Below are 14,556 nucleotides of genomic sequence, written 5' to 3' on the forward strand. Positions count from 1 at the left end.
CCTCCATGACCACCGCCCCCGCCCGGAACGAACAAGCCGACCCCGCCGCCAAGGCCCGCCCCGCGCGCAAGACGCCGCGCCGCAGCGCCAAGCGCATCTCCCGCAACGATTTCGCCCTGGCCATCGCCACCCCCTCTTCGCCGCCCGCGCGCACCAACAAGCGCGTGCTGGTGGCCGACATGGGCAAGCGGTTCTGCGCCGACGTCTGCGACTTCCTCAGCCAGCAGGGCTGCCATGCGCGTGCCGTGCACGACCGGCGGCACCTCCTCCAGACCCTGGCCGAATGGCAGCCGACGACACTGTTCCTGAACGTCTCCCTGCCCAGCCTCGACCTGGGAGAACTGACGCCGCTGTACACCCACTTGCCGCGGGACTTCCAGATCGTCCTGCTGCTCGAGCCCGGCGTCCCCTTCACCTTGTCCGTTCCGCCCAAGACGCCATGCCTAGCCCGTCTACTCAAGTCCCCATGCCTGACGGATCTGCGCCACTTCCTGTGACCCGGCAGGCCGCCGGCGCCACCGGCGGGGCAGGCCACGTCCGGGGCGACCGGCGCTCCCCGACCGGATTGCGCCGCCTCCTGTCCAGGCTCGTCCGCAACTACGTCCACGGCATGAAGCGTCACGAGCGCTATCTCATGGACCCCGTGCACGGCCGGTCCCCGGCGCTGCGGCCCGCCGCTCGGCGCTGGCCGGCCGGCGGCGGCCCCCGCTCCATGACCGCGCCCCGGGCCTTCTCCTTCCAGGGCATCGAACGCGTCCTGCCGGATTCGCGCGGCTGGCATCACCAGCCCTGGGGCCAGGACTGGATCGCCCAACTGCACCGCTTCGACGACCTGAATGCCGCCGACGCCGAGCAGCGGCGGGACTGGCACCGGGCGCTGGTCCTGAACTGGGCCGTCTCCAACGGCCCGGGCCGCGGCCCCGGATGGGAGGCGCCCAGCCTGGCGCCCCGCATCGTCAACTGGATCAAATGGGACCTGCGCGGCGGCGGACTGGCCAGCGAGACCACCCGCCGCAGCCTCGTCGTCCAGGTCCGCTACCTGCGCCACTTCTTCTCGCGCCACTGGCGCGACGGTTCGCGCCCGGACATCGCCAAGGCGCTGATCTTCGCCGGCAGCTATTTCGCCGACAGCCGCGAATCGCGGGCCTGGCTGCGCAAGGGCATGCGGGCCTTGAACACGCTGGAGCCGACCGCGCTGTCCACGGAAGACCTGCGCGACCTGGCGCTACTATCCCTGGCCTACCCGGACCTGCATCCGCCGCACGGCCACCGCTGACGCCTCAGGCAACCCCGGCGGGCAGCGGCGATGCGTCGGCATGCTCGATCATGGACGCCAGCAGGAGATCGGTCAGCTCGGCGCGGCGGCCTGCCGCGGCCGGATCGTCCCAGAGATTACGCTGCTCCAGCGGATCCTGCTCCAGGTCATAGAGTTCGCACAGCGCCCGGTCGTCCGACTGCGTGATCCGCCACCGTCCGGTCAACAGCGTACGCAGGCGGAAGCGCCGCGGACGTCCGAACTGGAACATGACCGGCTCGTTCTCCACCAGCACGCCCGGCCGCGGCAGCGGGGCGCCGTGCTCCAGCATCCGGCGCAGGCTCAGGCCCTGCATGCCGTTGTAGGCGGCGATGCCCGCCCGGTCGAGCACGGTCCCGGCGATGTCCAGGGTCCCGGCCGGCGCCCCGCAGGCCGTTCCGCGCCGGGTTGCCGGCAACGCGGGATCGCTCCAGATGAACGGCACCCTGACCACGCCCTGGTAATGCATGGGTCCCTTCAGCATGACGCCGTGGTCTCCCATCATGTCGCCGTGGTCGCTGGTGAAGACGACGATGGTGTTCTCGCGCATGCCCAGGCGGTCCAGCGTCGCCATCACGCGGCCGACCTGCTCGTCGATCAGGCCGATCATGCCGTAGGTCAGGGCCGTGATCTCGCGGCACTCGCGCTCCGAGACGGGGAAGGCCGTATAGCCCTCGCGCGTGCCGCCGTCACGGCCGTAGTCGTGCACGCCCCGAACCAGCGGCGAGCTGCCGGGCGCGCGGAACGATGCCGGCAGCGGCACGTCCGCCGGATCGTACATGTCCCAGAACCGGCCCGGCGGCGTGAAGGGGTGGTGCGGGTCGGGAAAGGAGCACATCAGGAAGAACGGCGATGCCGGTCCCGCTTCGGCGGCCCGGGACTCCAGCCAGCCGCAGGCCCGCTCGCCGATGTAGGACGAGGGATAGAGCGACTCCGGCAGGCGCGTGCGCCAGGCCTGCGGCGCCCCGTACCCTTCGGCGGACAAGGCATGGTCCCGCCCGCGCAGGCTGTCGGGATCCGGATGGCGCTCGGCCAGCCAGCGGGCGTAGTCGCCCTGCACCTGGTCGCCATGCAGCGTGCACAGTTCGACGTGATCGAAGCCGTAGTAGGGCGTGTCGACGCGCTGGCGCCGCCCCGCCTTCCAGTCCGGCGTCCATTCGTTGCCGTAGCCGTCCCCCATGCGCGGCCGCTTGGTGGCGTCGCGCAGGCCCTCGGCGGGCGACCGGCGCCCCTCGACGGGCCGCCAGGCGCGCTTGTCGGGATGGTCGTAGCCGAAGCATTGCAGGTGCGACTTGCCGATCAGCGCGGTGGCATAGCCCGCATCCCGCAGCAGTTCCACGAAGGTGGTCTGGTCCAGCGACAGGTTGATGCCGTTGTGGACGACTCCGTGCACCGATGGCAGGCGTCCCGTCATCAGCGTCGCGCGGTTGGACATGCAGGTCGTGCTGGCGGCGTAGAAACGCTCGGCGCGGACGCCCGCCGACGCCAGCGCGTCGATGTGGGGCGTGCGCAGCACGGGGTTGCCGTAGCAGCCCAGATGGTCGGCCCGGTGCTGGTCGGTGATGAAGATCAGGATGTTAGGCGCGGCCATGGCTCAGTCCGCCTGGATCTTGAAGCGTTTCACGATCTCGCCGTAACGCTCGTAGTCGTCGCGGGTGGCCTTGGCCAGCACCTCGCGCGGGCCGCCCACCACCAGTTCGCCGCGCTGCTTGAAATGCTCCACGGCATCCGGCTCGCGCAGGGCCGCGTTGATCTGCGCGTTCAACGAGTCGGCCAGCGCGGGCGCCATCCCCGCCGGACCGTAGACGCCGAACCAGATGTTCACGAACACACCGGGGAAGCCCTGCTCCGCCATCGTGGGCAGGTCGGGGATCAGCGGGCTGCGGCGTTCGTCCACCACGGCGAGCGGCACCAGCCGTCCGCTCTCGATGTAGGGCTTGGCGCCGCCGTAGCCGAGATAGATGAGCTTGACCTGTCCGCCCAGCGCGTCGTTCAGCGCCGGCCCCACGCCACGGTACGGAGAATGCAGCAGCGACAGCCCGGCGGCGCGGTTGAACAGTTCGCCGGCGATGTGCATGGGCGACCCGTTGCCGGAGGTCGCATAGGCCAGCGGCGGTCCGGTCCGGGCAAGTCCGGCCAGTTCGCGGGCGTTCTTCACGCCCAGGCCGGGATGCGCCAGCAGCAGCATGGGCGTGGAGGAAATCATCGCGATGGGCGTGAAGTCCCGCTGCACGTCGAAGGTATAGCCCAGGTTCCGGGGCAGGACGTGGGGCGCCATGGCGAAGGTGTTGGCCGTGACCAGCAGGGTGTAGCCGTCGGGTTCTGCACGCGCCACGATGCCGGTGCCTATGCTGCTGCCCCCGCCGGGACGGTTGCTGACCACCACCGGCTGGCCCCAGGCCTTGCCCAGCTTCTCGCTCAGCAGCCGGGCGATGGGGTCCACCCCGCCCCCTGGCGGGAACGGCACGACCAGCGTCACCGCCCTGGCGGGAAATCCCTGGGCCATCGCGGGCCGCGGCAGCAGCCCCCCGCCCGCGAGCCAGCAGGCCCCCAGCCCGGCGCCCGCGCGCAGCCCCGCTCGCCGGCCGGGCCGCATGCCGTCCTTGCGCTTGCCATCCATGCTTGCTCTCCCAAAGGCGTTCGATGCAAACGCAGTCTAGGGTGGTCGATATTTATCGTGTAGTGGATAATCGCTTGAATCACTTTCAATCTGTATTTGTAAATCCATGGACCACCTGCGGCTCATCGTCACGTTCGCCCGGGCGGCGGAAGCGGGCAGCTTCAGCAAGGCGGCCCGCACGCTGGGCGTCACGCCGCAGGCCGTCAGCGCCCAGATCCGGCAGCTCGAACAACAGGTCGGCGTGCGCCTGTTCTACCGCACCACCCGCAGCATCAACCTGACCGAGGAAGGCCGGGCCTTCCACGAACGCTGCCGCGCCGGCATGGAAACCATCCAGGGCGGGCTCGACGTCCTGCGCGACCGCACCGAGCAAATGGTGGGCACGGTCAGGCTGGCGCTGCCCTATGCCATCAGCTATGAACTGGTCGCGCCGCTGATGGGGCGCTTCATGGACCGCTATCCCCAGGTCCGGGTCGACATGCTGACCCTGAACCAGTTGCCGGACGTGGTCGAGCACGGCGTGGACGTGGGCATCATCGGCGGCGAGCTTCCCAGCAGCTCGCTGGTCGCCCGCAAGGCCGGGGCCTTCAACCACGTGCTGTGCGCCTCGCCGGACTACCTGGACGAACGGGGCGTGCCGGACCACGTGGACGCGTTGCGCGACCATCGCTGCGTGCTGCTGCGCCACCCCCGCACGGGAAGGCTCTGGCCCTGGACCTTCCAGTCGGGCGGCGACATCGTCACGCTCAATCCCGAAGGCGCGCTGTCGGTGCAGGACGCCGAAAGCCAGCACCGCGCGGTGCTGCACGGCGCGGGCATCGGCCAGATCGCCAGCTACTACGCGGCGCCGCACATTCGCGCGGGCAGGCTGCGCCCGCTGTCCATCGGCTACGTCTCGCGCCAGGTCGACGTCCATCTCTACCTGCCCCAGCGCGACCACATCCCCTTGCGCTGCCGGGCGCTGGCCGACTATCTGCTGGCCGAACTCAAGCGCAATCCGGACCTGGTTCCCGCAACATTCTGATGCCCGAATCCCGCGCCGCGCGCCCTCTCCTGTCATGCCGGCGACGCGGGAACCCGCTACAATGCCAGCCACCTGAGGAGCGTTGCGACGACCGGCATCCCCGCCAGGCCGCCAGGCTCAGGTAACGGATCGGCCGCGGCCCGCCTGGGCGGCACCGGTCCACGGCAACGGCGCTCGCCCCACATCCTGCCCCTTGCAGGCCATGCGGCGAGCCTTCCCGGCTCACGCCGCGGCGTCAAAGGGCAAGCACTTTGGAGTCCTCATGAACGCTGTACCCAACGCCCAGACCCCCGACCACCGCATCGCCGACATCGCACTGGCCAACTGGGGCCGCCGCGAGATCAGCATCGCCGAGACCGAGATGCCCGGCCTGATGGCGATCCGCGAGGAATTCGCCGCCACCCAGCCGCTCAAGGGCGCCCGCATCGCCGGCAGCCTGCACATGACCATCCAGACCGCCGTGCTGATCGAGACGCTCAAGGCCCTGGGCGCCGACGTGCGCTGGGCTTCGTGCAACATCTTCTCGACCCAGGACCACGCCGCGGCGGCCATCGCCGCCTCGGGCACGCCGGTGTTCGCGATCAAGGGCGAGTCGCTGGCCGACTATTGGGAATACACCCACCAGATCTTCGAATGGCCGGCCGGCGCCCATGCCAACATGATCCTGGACGACGGCGGCGACGCCACCCTGCTGCTGCATCTGGGCACCCGCGCCGAGCAGGACGCCACCGTGCTGGCCAAGCCCGGCAGCGAAGAGGAAGTGGCGCTGTTCGATTCGATCCGCAGCACCCTCAAGCGCGATCCGAAGTGGTACTCCACCCGCCTCGCCCAGATCAAGGGCGTGACCGAGGAAACCACGACCGGCGTGCACCGCCTCTACCAGATGTCCAAGAAGGGCGAGCTGGCCTTCGCCGCGATCAACGTCAACGACTCGGTCACCAAGTCCAAGTTCGACAACCTGTACGGCTGCCGCGAATCGCTGGTGGACGGCATCAAGCGCGCCACCGACGTCATGGTCGCGGGCAAGGTCGCGGTCGTGTGCGGCTACGGCGACGTGGGCAAGGGCTGCGCCCAGGCGCTGGCCGCGCTGCGCGCCCAGGTCTGGGTGACTGAAGTCGATCCCATCTGCGCGCTGCAGGCCGCGATGGAAGGCTACAAGGTCGTGACCATGGACTACGCGGCCGACAAGGCCGACATCTTCGTCACCGCCACCGGCAACTACCACGTCATCACGCACGAGCACCTGGTGGCGATGAAGGACGAGGCCATCGTCTGCAACATCGGCCACTTCGACAACGAGATCGACGTCGCCTCGCTCAAGCAGTACAAGTGGGAAGAGATCAAGCCGCAGGTCGACCACATCGTCCTGCCCTCGGGCAAGCGCATCATCCTGCTGGCGCAGGGCCGGCTGGTGAACCTGGGCTGCGCCACCGGCCACCCCTCGTTCGTGATGTCGTCCTCGTTCGCCAACCAGACCATCGCGCAGATCGAGCTGTGGACCCGCAACGAGAACTACGCCAAGGGCCAGGTCTACGTGCTGCCCAAGCAGCTGGACGAGAAGGTCGCGCGCCTGCACCTGAAGAAGCTGGGCGTCCAGCTGACCCAGCTGCGCGCCGACCAGGCCGCCTACATCAACGTGGCGGTCGAAGGCCCCTACAAGCCCGAGCACTACCGCTATTGATCGTTCCCTTCCGGGGCCCCGCGCCCCGGAACGCCCCCCTTTTCCCTCTGGCAAGGAGTTCGCGATGACCCTGTTACTCGTCTGGTTGCTCAACGCCGTGGCACTGCTGGTCGTGGCCTATCTGCTGCCCGGCATCACCGTGGCGAGCTTCGGTTCGGCGCTGATCGCGGCGCTGGTGCTGGGCCTGCTCAATTCGCTGGTCAAGCCGGTGCTGGTGCTGCTGACGCTGCCGATCACCGTGGTCACGCTGGGCCTGTTCCTGATCGTGCTGAACGCGCTGCTGTTCTGGTTCGCGGGTTCGATCCTGAAGGGTTTCCAGGTCAGCGGTTTCTGGTGGGCCGTGATCGGGGCGCTGCTCTACAGTCTGATCTCGGGCCTGTTGTCGGCCATCGTGCCGAACTGACCCTTTACCTACAGGTTGCCCGCAAGTGAGTTCATCCTTATCTCCCGACCCGGCGCCGGCTGACGCCGCGCCGGTCTTCAGCCTGGAGTTCTTTCCGCCGCGCGACATCGCGGCGCAGGAACGGCTGGTACGCACGGCCAAGCAGTTGCAGGGCCTGCATCCCCATTTCGCCAGCGTGACGTTCGGCGCGGGCGGTTCGACCCGCGACGGCACGATGCTGGCGGTGTCGATGCTGCAGAAGCTGGGCTACGAGGCCGCGCCGCATCTGTCGTGCATAGGTTCGACCCCCGAAAGCCTGCGCGACATTCTCTATACCTACCGTCAGGCCGGGATCCGACGCCTGGTGGCCCTGCGCGGGGACATGCCGTCGGGCATGGGCGACATGGGCGAGCTGCGCTATGCGCGGGACCTGGTGGAGTTCATCCGCCAGGAAACGGGGGACTGGTTCCATATCGAGGTGGCGGCGTATCCGGAGATGCATCCGCAGGCCCAGGGGCCGGAGGCGGATCTGGACCGGTTCGTGGAGAAGATGCGGGCGGGCGCGGACAGCGCGATCACGCAGTATTTCTTCAATGCTGATGCGTACTTCGATTTCGTGGACCGGGCGACGGCGAAGGGCGTGTTGGCGCCCATCGTGCCGGGGATCATGCCGATCACGAATTACACGCAGCTGGCGCGGTTCTCGGATATGTGCGGGGCGGAGATTCCTCGATGGATACGGTTGCGGCTGGCGTCGTACGGGGATGATCGGGCTTCCATCCGGGCGTTCGGGCACGACGTGGTGGTGGAGCTTTGCCAGACCTTGCTGGACGGGGGCGCGCCGGGGCTGCATTTCTATACGATGAACCAGGCGGACGCTACCCAGGCTGTCTGGAAGGAATTGGAGCGGTGACGTCTCTTGGACGTTAGGGTTCTTTAGACGGTTGTTTCCGGCCTTGGTCGGTGGTGTGGGGACCGGGCATGCATCCTTCTTCGGTGATGATGGCGTCGAGCCGCATGTCGTGCGGCTCGGGTACGTGCACGTCGGGAGCCAGGCGGCCGCAGGCGTAGGCGATGCCCAGGGCCAGGGTCTCGTGGCCGCCCTGGCGCAGGGCGGCCAGGGTGCGGTCGTAGTAGCCGCCGCCGTAGCCGATGCGGTCGCCGTCGACGGTGTAGCCCAGGGTGGGGACGAGGACGATGTCGGGGGTACGGGGCTCGGTGGACCGGGGTTCGGGGATGCCGTAGGCGCCGGGGGCCATGGGGGTGTCGGGAGTCCAGGCGCGGAACTCCAGGGGGGCGGCCTTGGTCAAGATCACGGGTAGGGTCAGTTCCAGCCGGTCGTCGCGGGCCCAGGCCTGCAAGGCGGGGCGCAGGTCGGGTTCGTCGCCGATGGGCCAGAAAGCCGACAGCACCACGCGCCTGCCGCCCCCAGGGGCCACGGCCAGGTAGTCGTGTATCCTGCCTTGCAGGAGGCCGGCGATGCGGGCGTCGGCCGCGGCGCGCTCGGTGGCGCTCATGGCCGCGCGCAGGGCGCGCAGGCGTGGACGCAGGGCCGCGGCGGTGGCCTCCCTGGGTTTACCCGATGCTATTCTTGCTGCCATGGCCTATTCAGCTCTCTTCAACAGAATCCGCATTACAGCACTTGCCGCCGTGCTGGCAAGCGCCGCCGTGGGCTCCGCCTGCGCGCAGGTCTCGGCGCCCGGGTCCGACGACGCCCTGCTGGCGGCGCGCACCGCGGTGCAGACCGGCAACTGGGACATCGTCCAATCGCTGATCCCGCGGCTGGAAGGCCATGTACTGGCGGCCTATCCGCAGTACTGGGTGCTGCGGCAGCAGTTGAACGATCCGCGCAAGCCGCTGCCCGAGTCCGAGCTGAACGAATTCGTGAACGCCCATCGCGGCACCTACCTGGCCGAGCGGCTGCGCGGCGAATGGCTGCTGGCCGCCGCCAAGCAGGCCGACTACGCCACGGTGCGCACGCTGGCCGACACCACGGTCAACACGCCGCAGGTGGACTGTGCGGTGCTGCTGGCCATGCATGCGCGCGGCGAACGGGTCACGGCCCAACTGGCCATGTCCAAGTTCGAGCCCGGCGACAGTTGCTGGTCGCTGTACGACCGGCTCCAGGCCGACGGCGTCATGCAGTGGGACGACTTCGCCACGCAGATGCGCAACCTGTTCGAGACCAACTCGCTGGCCCATGCCAGGCGCATGGCGCGCTACGTGTTCGACCCCGCCCAGCAGAAAACGCTGAACGGCCTGCTGGACCAGCCCATGATCTGGCTGGTGCGGCAGAACACCCTGCCGCGAGACCGGGCCGGCCGCGAACTGGTGGTGACCGCGCTAAGCCGCCTGGCGCGCAACGACCTGCAGGTGGGCTACGACTATTTCGAACGCAGCTGGGCACGGCAGTTGCCGGCCGACGATGCCAGCTGGGTGCGCAACCAGTTCGCGCTGCACGCCTCGTTCAAGCTCGATCCGGTCGCGGTCGCCTGGTACCGCGCGGGCGAAGGCGGCAGGCTGACCGAATACAACCAGGGCTGGCGCGCCCGCATGGTGCTGCGCCAGCAGCCCGTGGACTGGCGCACGCTGAACCGCTACATCGAGCAGATGCCGCCGGCCATGCGCGAGGACCCCACCTGGGTCTACTGGCACTCGCGCGGCCTGGTCGCGCAGGGCGCCGTGCAGGAAGGCCAGGCGGGCTACCGCAGCATCGCCGGGCAGTTCAACTTCTACGGCCAGCTGGCCGCCGAGGAACTGGGCATTGCCACCACCATCCCGACCTCCACCGCGCCGATCACTCCGGATGAACTGGCCAAGGCGCAGTACAACCCCGGCCTGCAACGCGCGGTCGCGCTGTTCCGGCTGGGCTGGCGCACGGAGGGGGTGCGCGAATGGAACTACGCGCTGCGCGGCATGAACGACCGGCAACTGCTGGCCGCCGCCCAGCTCGCCCACCGCGAGAACCTGTACGACCGCGCGGTGAACACCGCCGAGCGCACGCGCGACCAGCACGATTTCAACCTGCGTTTCCTGACGCCCTTCCGCGACCAGCTGGTGGACAAGTCGCGCGAGATCGGCGTGGACGCGACCTGGGTGTATGGCCTGATCCGCCAGGAATCGCGCTTCGTCATGGATGCCCGCTCCAGCGTCGGCGCCTCCGGCCTGATGCAGCTGATGCCGGCCACCGCCAAGTGGGTGGCGCGCCGCATCGGCATGAGCGACTACGCGCAGCACCGCGTCAACGACATGGACACCAACCTGACCCTGGGCACCAGCTATCTGCGCATCGTGCTGGACGACCTGGGGGGTTCGCCCCTGCTGGCCTCGGCGGGCTACAACGCCGGTCCCCGCCGGCCCCATACCTGGCGCTCGACCCTGCCGGGCCCGGTGGAAGGGGCGATCTTCGCCGAGACCATTCCCTTCACCGAGACCCGCGACTACGTCAAGAAGGTGCTGTCCAACGCCACGTACTACGCGGCCCTGTTCACGGGCCAGCCGCAGTCGCTCAAGGCCCGGCTGGGAACGGTCGCCCCGCAAACGGTGGAGACCACCGCCATACCCTGAGGAAGCGCACGCCATGACCATGATCTATCCACGCATACTCGTGCTGGGCGGTTCGGGCTTCATCGGCAGCCACCTGGTCGCACGCCTGGCGGCCCAGGGCCGCAAGCTGCTGGTCCCGACCCGCCGCTACATGAGCGCCCGCCACCTGCTGCCGCTGCCCACGGTGGACATCGCCCAGGCCGACCTGTCCGACGACGCCACCCTGAACCGCCTGGTCCAGGGATGCGACGCGGTCATCAACCTGATCGGCACGCTGCACGGCGACCGCGGCACGCCCTACAGCAAGACCTTCCGCAAGCTGCACGTCGAGCTGCCCGAGCGCCTGGCCCGGGCCTGCGTGGCGCATGGCGTGACCCGCATGCTGCACATGAGCGCGCTGGGCGCGGATTCCCACGGCGCCAGCATGTACCAGCGCTCCAAGGGCGACGGCGAAACCGCCGTGCGCGGCGTGTTCGATGCCTGGCCCGAGGGCGCGCTGACCATCTTCCGGCCGTCGGTGGTATTCGGCCCCGACGACCGCTTCCTGAATACCTTCGCCGCGCTGGCGCGCTGCTTCCCGGTGCTGCCGGTGGCGGGCGGATCGGCGCGCCTGCAGCCCATCTACGTGGGCGACCTGACCGAGGCCATGACCAACGCGCTGGACGACCACCGCACCTACGGCAAGACCTATGCCGTGGCCGGGCCGCAGGCCTATACGCTGCGGGAACTGGTCGAGAAGGCCGCCGCCTGGAGCGGCCATCCCCGCCGCGTGCTGCCGCTGCCCATGGGCTTGGGCAAGCTCCAGGCGGCCGCCATGGCAATGCTGCCCGGCGCGCCGCTGATCACGCGCGACAACCTCGATACGCTGACGCGGGATGCAGTCCTGGACGGGCCGCTGGCGCCGGAGCTGGGCATCCATCCCAGCTCGCTGGAAGCGCTGGCGCCCGACTATCTCGGACAGGCCGAACACACGCGCTTCGACATGTTCCGCATGCGCCATGGCCGACGCTGACCTCGCCCGGCCGGCGCCGGGTCCCGACCCGGCCACCGACGGACTGGAGGTCTTCGTCGTGGGCGGCGCCGTGCGCGACGCCCTGCTGGGCCTGCCCGCGGGCGACCGCGACTGGGTGGTGGTGGGCGCCACGCCGGAACAGATGTCGGCCCGCGGCTTCGTGCCCGTGGGCGGCGACTTTCCCGTCTTCCTGCACCCGGCCACCCGCGAGGAATACGCGCTGGCCCGCACCGAACGCAAATCGGGACGCGGCTACAAGGGCTTCACCTTCCACACCGGCCCCGAGGTCACGCTGGAAGACGACCTGGGCCGACGCGACCTGACGATCAACGCCATCGCCCAGGCGCCCGACGGCCGCCTGATCGACCCCTACGGCGGCCAGGACGACCTGCGCGCCCGACGCTTTCGCCACGTCGGCCCGGCCTTCGCCGAAGACCCGGTGCGCATCCTGCGGCTGGCGCGCTTCGCGGCCCGCTTCCACGACTTCGAGGTGGTGCCGGAAACCCTGGCGCTGTGCCGCCGCATGGCGGCCGACGGCGAGGTCGACGCCCTGGTGCCCGAACGCGTCTGGCGCGAACTGTCGCGCGGCCTGATGCAGGAGCGGCCTTCCCGCATGCTGCAGGTGCTGGCCGACACCGACGCGCTGCCGCGCGTCGCGCCCGGCCTGGCGGTGGACGGCCCGTTGCTGGCCATTCTGGACCTGGCCGCCGATGCGGGACTGCCGCTGGCCTCGCGCTACGCGCTGCTGTGCTCCGACAGCGCCGACCCGGCCGGATTGGGCAAGCGGCTGCGCGCCTCGAACGACTGCAACGACATGGCGCGCCTGCTGCAACGGGCCCTGGCCGAACTGCCGCGCGCGGGCCGGGATCCCGAACGCGTGCTGGCCTTGCTGGAACGCGCCGACGCCCTGCGCAAGCCCGAGCGTTTCGAACAACTGCTGGCCGCCGCGCAGCGGCGGATGCCGGTGGACGTGGCGCAGTGGACGGCGTGGCGGGACACGGTCAGGGCGGTCGACGCGGGCGCCATCGCCGCCCGGCATGCCGATCAGCCCGGCGGCATACGCGAGGCCGTGCGGGCCGCCCGGCTGGCGGCCCTCGCCCCCGCCACCGACACGGGCGCCTGACCGTCCTTCCGGTCGCTCAGTTCGCGTCCAGCTTCAACCCCTTGGCCGCTTCGCCCATCCAGACCAGGTCCGCTTCGATCAGTTGCTTGAAGTCTCGGCTGCTGGAGCTGATTGCCGGATGAATGCTGAAAGTCGCCAGACTCTCGCGAACCTGCGGCGCCATGGCGGCCTTCGCGACGGCCTGCCTCATGGCCTGCGCAACGGCCGGCGGCGTGTCGGCCCGGATGCCGTAGCCTCCCCAGAGCACGAGCGGCGGCACCCGGTAGCCGGCTTCCGCCACGGTGGGAACATCCGGCATGTCCGGCATCCGTTTGTCGTCGACCACCGCCAGCGCGCGCACCTGTCCCTTGGGCACATACATGGACGCGAAGGTCGCCGCGGTCATGGTGAAATCGACGCGGCCGGCGATCAGGTCCGTCATCATGTCAGGCCCCGATTTATAGGGAACGTTGGCTGCGTCGAACCCTGCGATCCGGCCGAACTGCACCGCTTTCAGGTGCTCGGTGCTGCCGACGCCCAGGGACGAATAGTTCAGCTTGCCGGGATGCTGCCGCGCGAACGCCACCAGGTCCTTGAGCGACCTGAAGGGCGAATTGCCCGGCACGAGCAGCACCATGGGCGTCACGGTCGTCTGGGTAAGGGGCAGCAGGTCGCGGGTCAGGTCGAACTGCTTCTGCACGACCTGCACGGATGCCAGGCTGTTGTAGAGATAGAGCAGCGTCAACCCGTCGGGCGGGGCAGCATGCAGGGCGCGCATGCCGATGGTGAACAGGCCGCCTGGCTTGTTCTCGACGATGACTGGACGGTTGAGGATCTTGCCAAGTTCGCCCGCCAGGTTGCGGCTACTGGTATCGGCCACGCCGCCGGCCGTCAGGGGAACGATGATCCTGACCGGGCCAGCCGCCGGCAGAAGGCCGGCATCGGACGCCCAGGCCGGGGATGCCAGCGATGCCGCAACGGCCGTGGCCACGGCCAGGCGCCGCAGGGAACGGATCAGCGATGTAGTCAACATGGGGTCTCCTCCCACTTCTCGAGCAGGTTCTTGTCGGCGGACGCGGATCGCGCCCGCCGCCTCGCGGTCAATGATTCATCATGCCGCCGTTGATGTGCAGGGTCTGGCCCGTGATCCAACGGCTGTCGTCGCTCATCAGGAAGCTCGCCACCCCCACCATGTCGCCGGTATCAGCGGTCCGCGCCAGCGCCTGGGACTTCAGGATGGCCGCCAATTGCTCCTGGGTGAACGTGGCGCGGGGCACTGCGGTCTCGATGAAACCCGGGGACAAGGAGTTCACGCGGATGTTGTACGCCCCGAGCTCGCGCGACATCGCATTGGTCATGCCAAAGATGCCCCCCTTGCTGGCGACGTAGTGCAGGTATCCCGTCTTGCCCATCCAGGCGGCGTCCGACCCGATGTTGACCAGGCTGGCGCCCGGAGAACGCCGCAGGTGCGGCAGCAAGGCCTTCACCAGCAGCCACGGCCCTTTCACATTGACGGCCATGACGCGGTCCCATTCCTGCTCCTCGATTTCCCAGAACGGTTTCAGGGTCAGGGCGGAGAAAATCGCCGCGTTATTGATCAGTCCGTCCAGGCGACCGTACTGCTCGCCTATCCAGTCGGCGAAGGCGCCCACGTCGCGGGCGTCGGCCACGTTCATGGCGAACTGGCCGACGGCCAGGCCTTCCGAGGCCAGTCTCCGGACCGCGTCGGCCAATCCCTGCTCGTTGATATCGGTCAGAACGACGGTGGCGCCATCGCGCGCCAGCCGCCTGGCGTAGGCCGTGCCTATGCCCTGGCCGGCGCCGGTCACGACGATGATCTTGCCCGCCAGAACGCCACGGACGGTAGAAGACTGTTCGATGCTCATGCGGATTCT

14 protein-coding genes and 1 riboswitch are annotated in these 14,556 nt (G+C 69.2%); of the genes, 9 read left to right on the forward strand and 5 right to left on the reverse strand.

Annotation, left to right across the window (positions count from 1 at the left end; translation table 11 throughout):
- The first annotated feature begins 5 nt into the window (after positions 1–5).
- Together EGT29_RS28900 and EGT29_RS25395 are read left to right on the forward strand one after the other, a co-directional pair.
- Complete coding sequence (locus EGT29_RS28900) at positions 6–497, forward strand: hypothetical protein (RefSeq protein ID WP_124691601.1); 492 nt, start codon at positions 6–8, stop codon at positions 495–497.
- On the forward strand, positions 494–1,276 hold the full coding sequence (locus EGT29_RS25395) for a hypothetical protein (RefSeq protein ID WP_124691602.1): 783 nt from the start codon (positions 494–496) through the stop codon (positions 1,274–1,276). The genes EGT29_RS28900 and EGT29_RS25395 overlap by 4 nt, the downstream gene beginning before the upstream one ends.
- Positions 1,277–1,280: 4 nt before the next feature.
- Here the strand turns inward: EGT29_RS25395 and EGT29_RS25400 are convergent, their stop codons facing one another.
- Positions 1,281–2,885, reverse strand: a complete 1,605-nt coding sequence (locus EGT29_RS25400) for a sulfatase (protein WP_124691603.1) — start codon at positions 2,883–2,885, stop codon at positions 1,281–1,283.
- A 3-nt stretch (positions 2,886–2,888) separates the two neighbouring features.
- On the reverse strand, positions 2,889–3,914 hold the full coding sequence (locus tag EGT29_RS25405; protein ID WP_238160202.1) for a tripartite tricarboxylate transporter substrate binding protein: 1,026 nt from the start codon (positions 3,912–3,914) through the stop codon (positions 2,889–2,891).
- 106 nt (positions 3,915–4,020) lie between these two features.
- On the opposite strand from EGT29_RS25405, the gene EGT29_RS25410 reads away from it, so the two are divergent.
- The 4 genes from EGT29_RS25410 to metF all read left to right on the forward strand — a co-directional run bounded on the left by EGT29_RS25410 (position 4,021) and on the right by metF (position 7,914).
- The gene (locus EGT29_RS25410) at positions 4,021–4,938 is read left to right on the forward strand and encodes a LysR family transcriptional regulator (RefSeq protein WP_124691604.1); all 918 of its coding nucleotides are present in this window, start codon (positions 4,021–4,023) and stop codon (positions 4,936–4,938) included.
- A 68-nt stretch (positions 4,939–5,006) separates the two neighbouring features.
- Positions 5,007–5,121: riboswitch (S-adenosyl-L-homocysteine riboswitch) on the forward strand.
- Positions 5,122–5,200: 79 nt separating this feature from the next.
- Positions 5,201–6,619: an adenosylhomocysteinase gene (gene ahcY / locus EGT29_RS25415; protein ID WP_124691605.1), complete on the forward strand. Its 1,419-nt coding sequence runs from the start codon at positions 5,201–5,203 to the stop codon at positions 6,617–6,619.
- Between the two features lie 64 nt (positions 6,620–6,683).
- On the forward strand, positions 6,684–7,022 hold the full coding sequence (locus EGT29_RS25420) for a phage holin family protein (protein ID WP_124691606.1): 339 nt from the start codon (positions 6,684–6,686) through the stop codon (positions 7,020–7,022).
- Between the two features lie 25 nt (positions 7,023–7,047).
- Complete coding sequence (metF, locus tag EGT29_RS25425) at positions 7,048–7,914, forward strand: methylenetetrahydrofolate reductase [NAD(P)H] (protein WP_124691607.1); 867 nt, start codon at positions 7,048–7,050, stop codon at positions 7,912–7,914.
- 13 nt (positions 7,915–7,927) lie between these two features.
- On the opposite strand, the gene EGT29_RS25430 is transcribed toward metF, so the two are convergent.
- The gene (locus tag EGT29_RS25430; protein ID WP_124691608.1) at positions 7,928–8,602 is read right to left on the reverse strand and encodes a 5-formyltetrahydrofolate cyclo-ligase; all 675 of its coding nucleotides are present in this window, start codon (positions 8,600–8,602) and stop codon (positions 7,928–7,930) included.
- Positions 8,603–8,651: 49 nt separating this feature from the next.
- Between EGT29_RS25430 and EGT29_RS25435 the strand changes: the two genes are divergently transcribed.
- Genes EGT29_RS25435 through EGT29_RS25445 form a run of 3 tightly spaced genes read left to right on the forward strand, consistent with a single transcriptional unit; the run spans position 8,652 to position 12,682 of the window.
- Positions 8,652–10,568, forward strand: a complete 1,917-nt coding sequence (locus tag EGT29_RS25435; RefSeq protein WP_238160203.1) for a lytic transglycosylase domain-containing protein — start codon at positions 8,652–8,654, stop codon at positions 10,566–10,568.
- A 13-nt stretch (positions 10,569–10,581) separates the two neighbouring features.
- Positions 10,582–11,559, forward strand: coding sequence for a complex I NDUFA9 subunit family protein (locus EGT29_RS25440; protein WP_238160204.1), 978 nt, complete (start codon positions 10,582–10,584; stop codon positions 11,557–11,559).
- Positions 11,546–12,682, forward strand: a complete 1,137-nt coding sequence (locus tag EGT29_RS25445) for a CCA tRNA nucleotidyltransferase (protein ID WP_124691610.1) — start codon at positions 11,546–11,548, stop codon at positions 12,680–12,682. The genes EGT29_RS25440 and EGT29_RS25445 overlap by 14 nt, the downstream gene beginning before the upstream one ends.
- A gap of 16 nt (positions 12,683–12,698) precedes the next feature.
- Here EGT29_RS25445 and EGT29_RS25450 read toward each other — a convergent pair whose 3' ends face one another.
- The gene (locus tag EGT29_RS25450) at positions 12,699–13,694 is read right to left on the reverse strand and encodes a tripartite tricarboxylate transporter substrate binding protein (RefSeq protein ID WP_124691611.1); all 996 of its coding nucleotides are present in this window, start codon (positions 13,692–13,694) and stop codon (positions 12,699–12,701) included.
- Positions 13,695–13,761: 67 nt separating this feature from the next.
- The gene (locus EGT29_RS25455; protein ID WP_124691612.1) at positions 13,762–14,547 is read right to left on the reverse strand and encodes an SDR family NAD(P)-dependent oxidoreductase; all 786 of its coding nucleotides are present in this window, start codon (positions 14,545–14,547) and stop codon (positions 13,762–13,764) included.
- Positions 14,548–14,556 lie beyond the last annotated feature (9 nt).

The organism is Pigmentiphaga sp. H8 (assembly GCF_003854895.1).
Taxonomy (GTDB): Bacteria; Pseudomonadota; Gammaproteobacteria; order Burkholderiales; family Burkholderiaceae_B; genus Pigmentiphaga.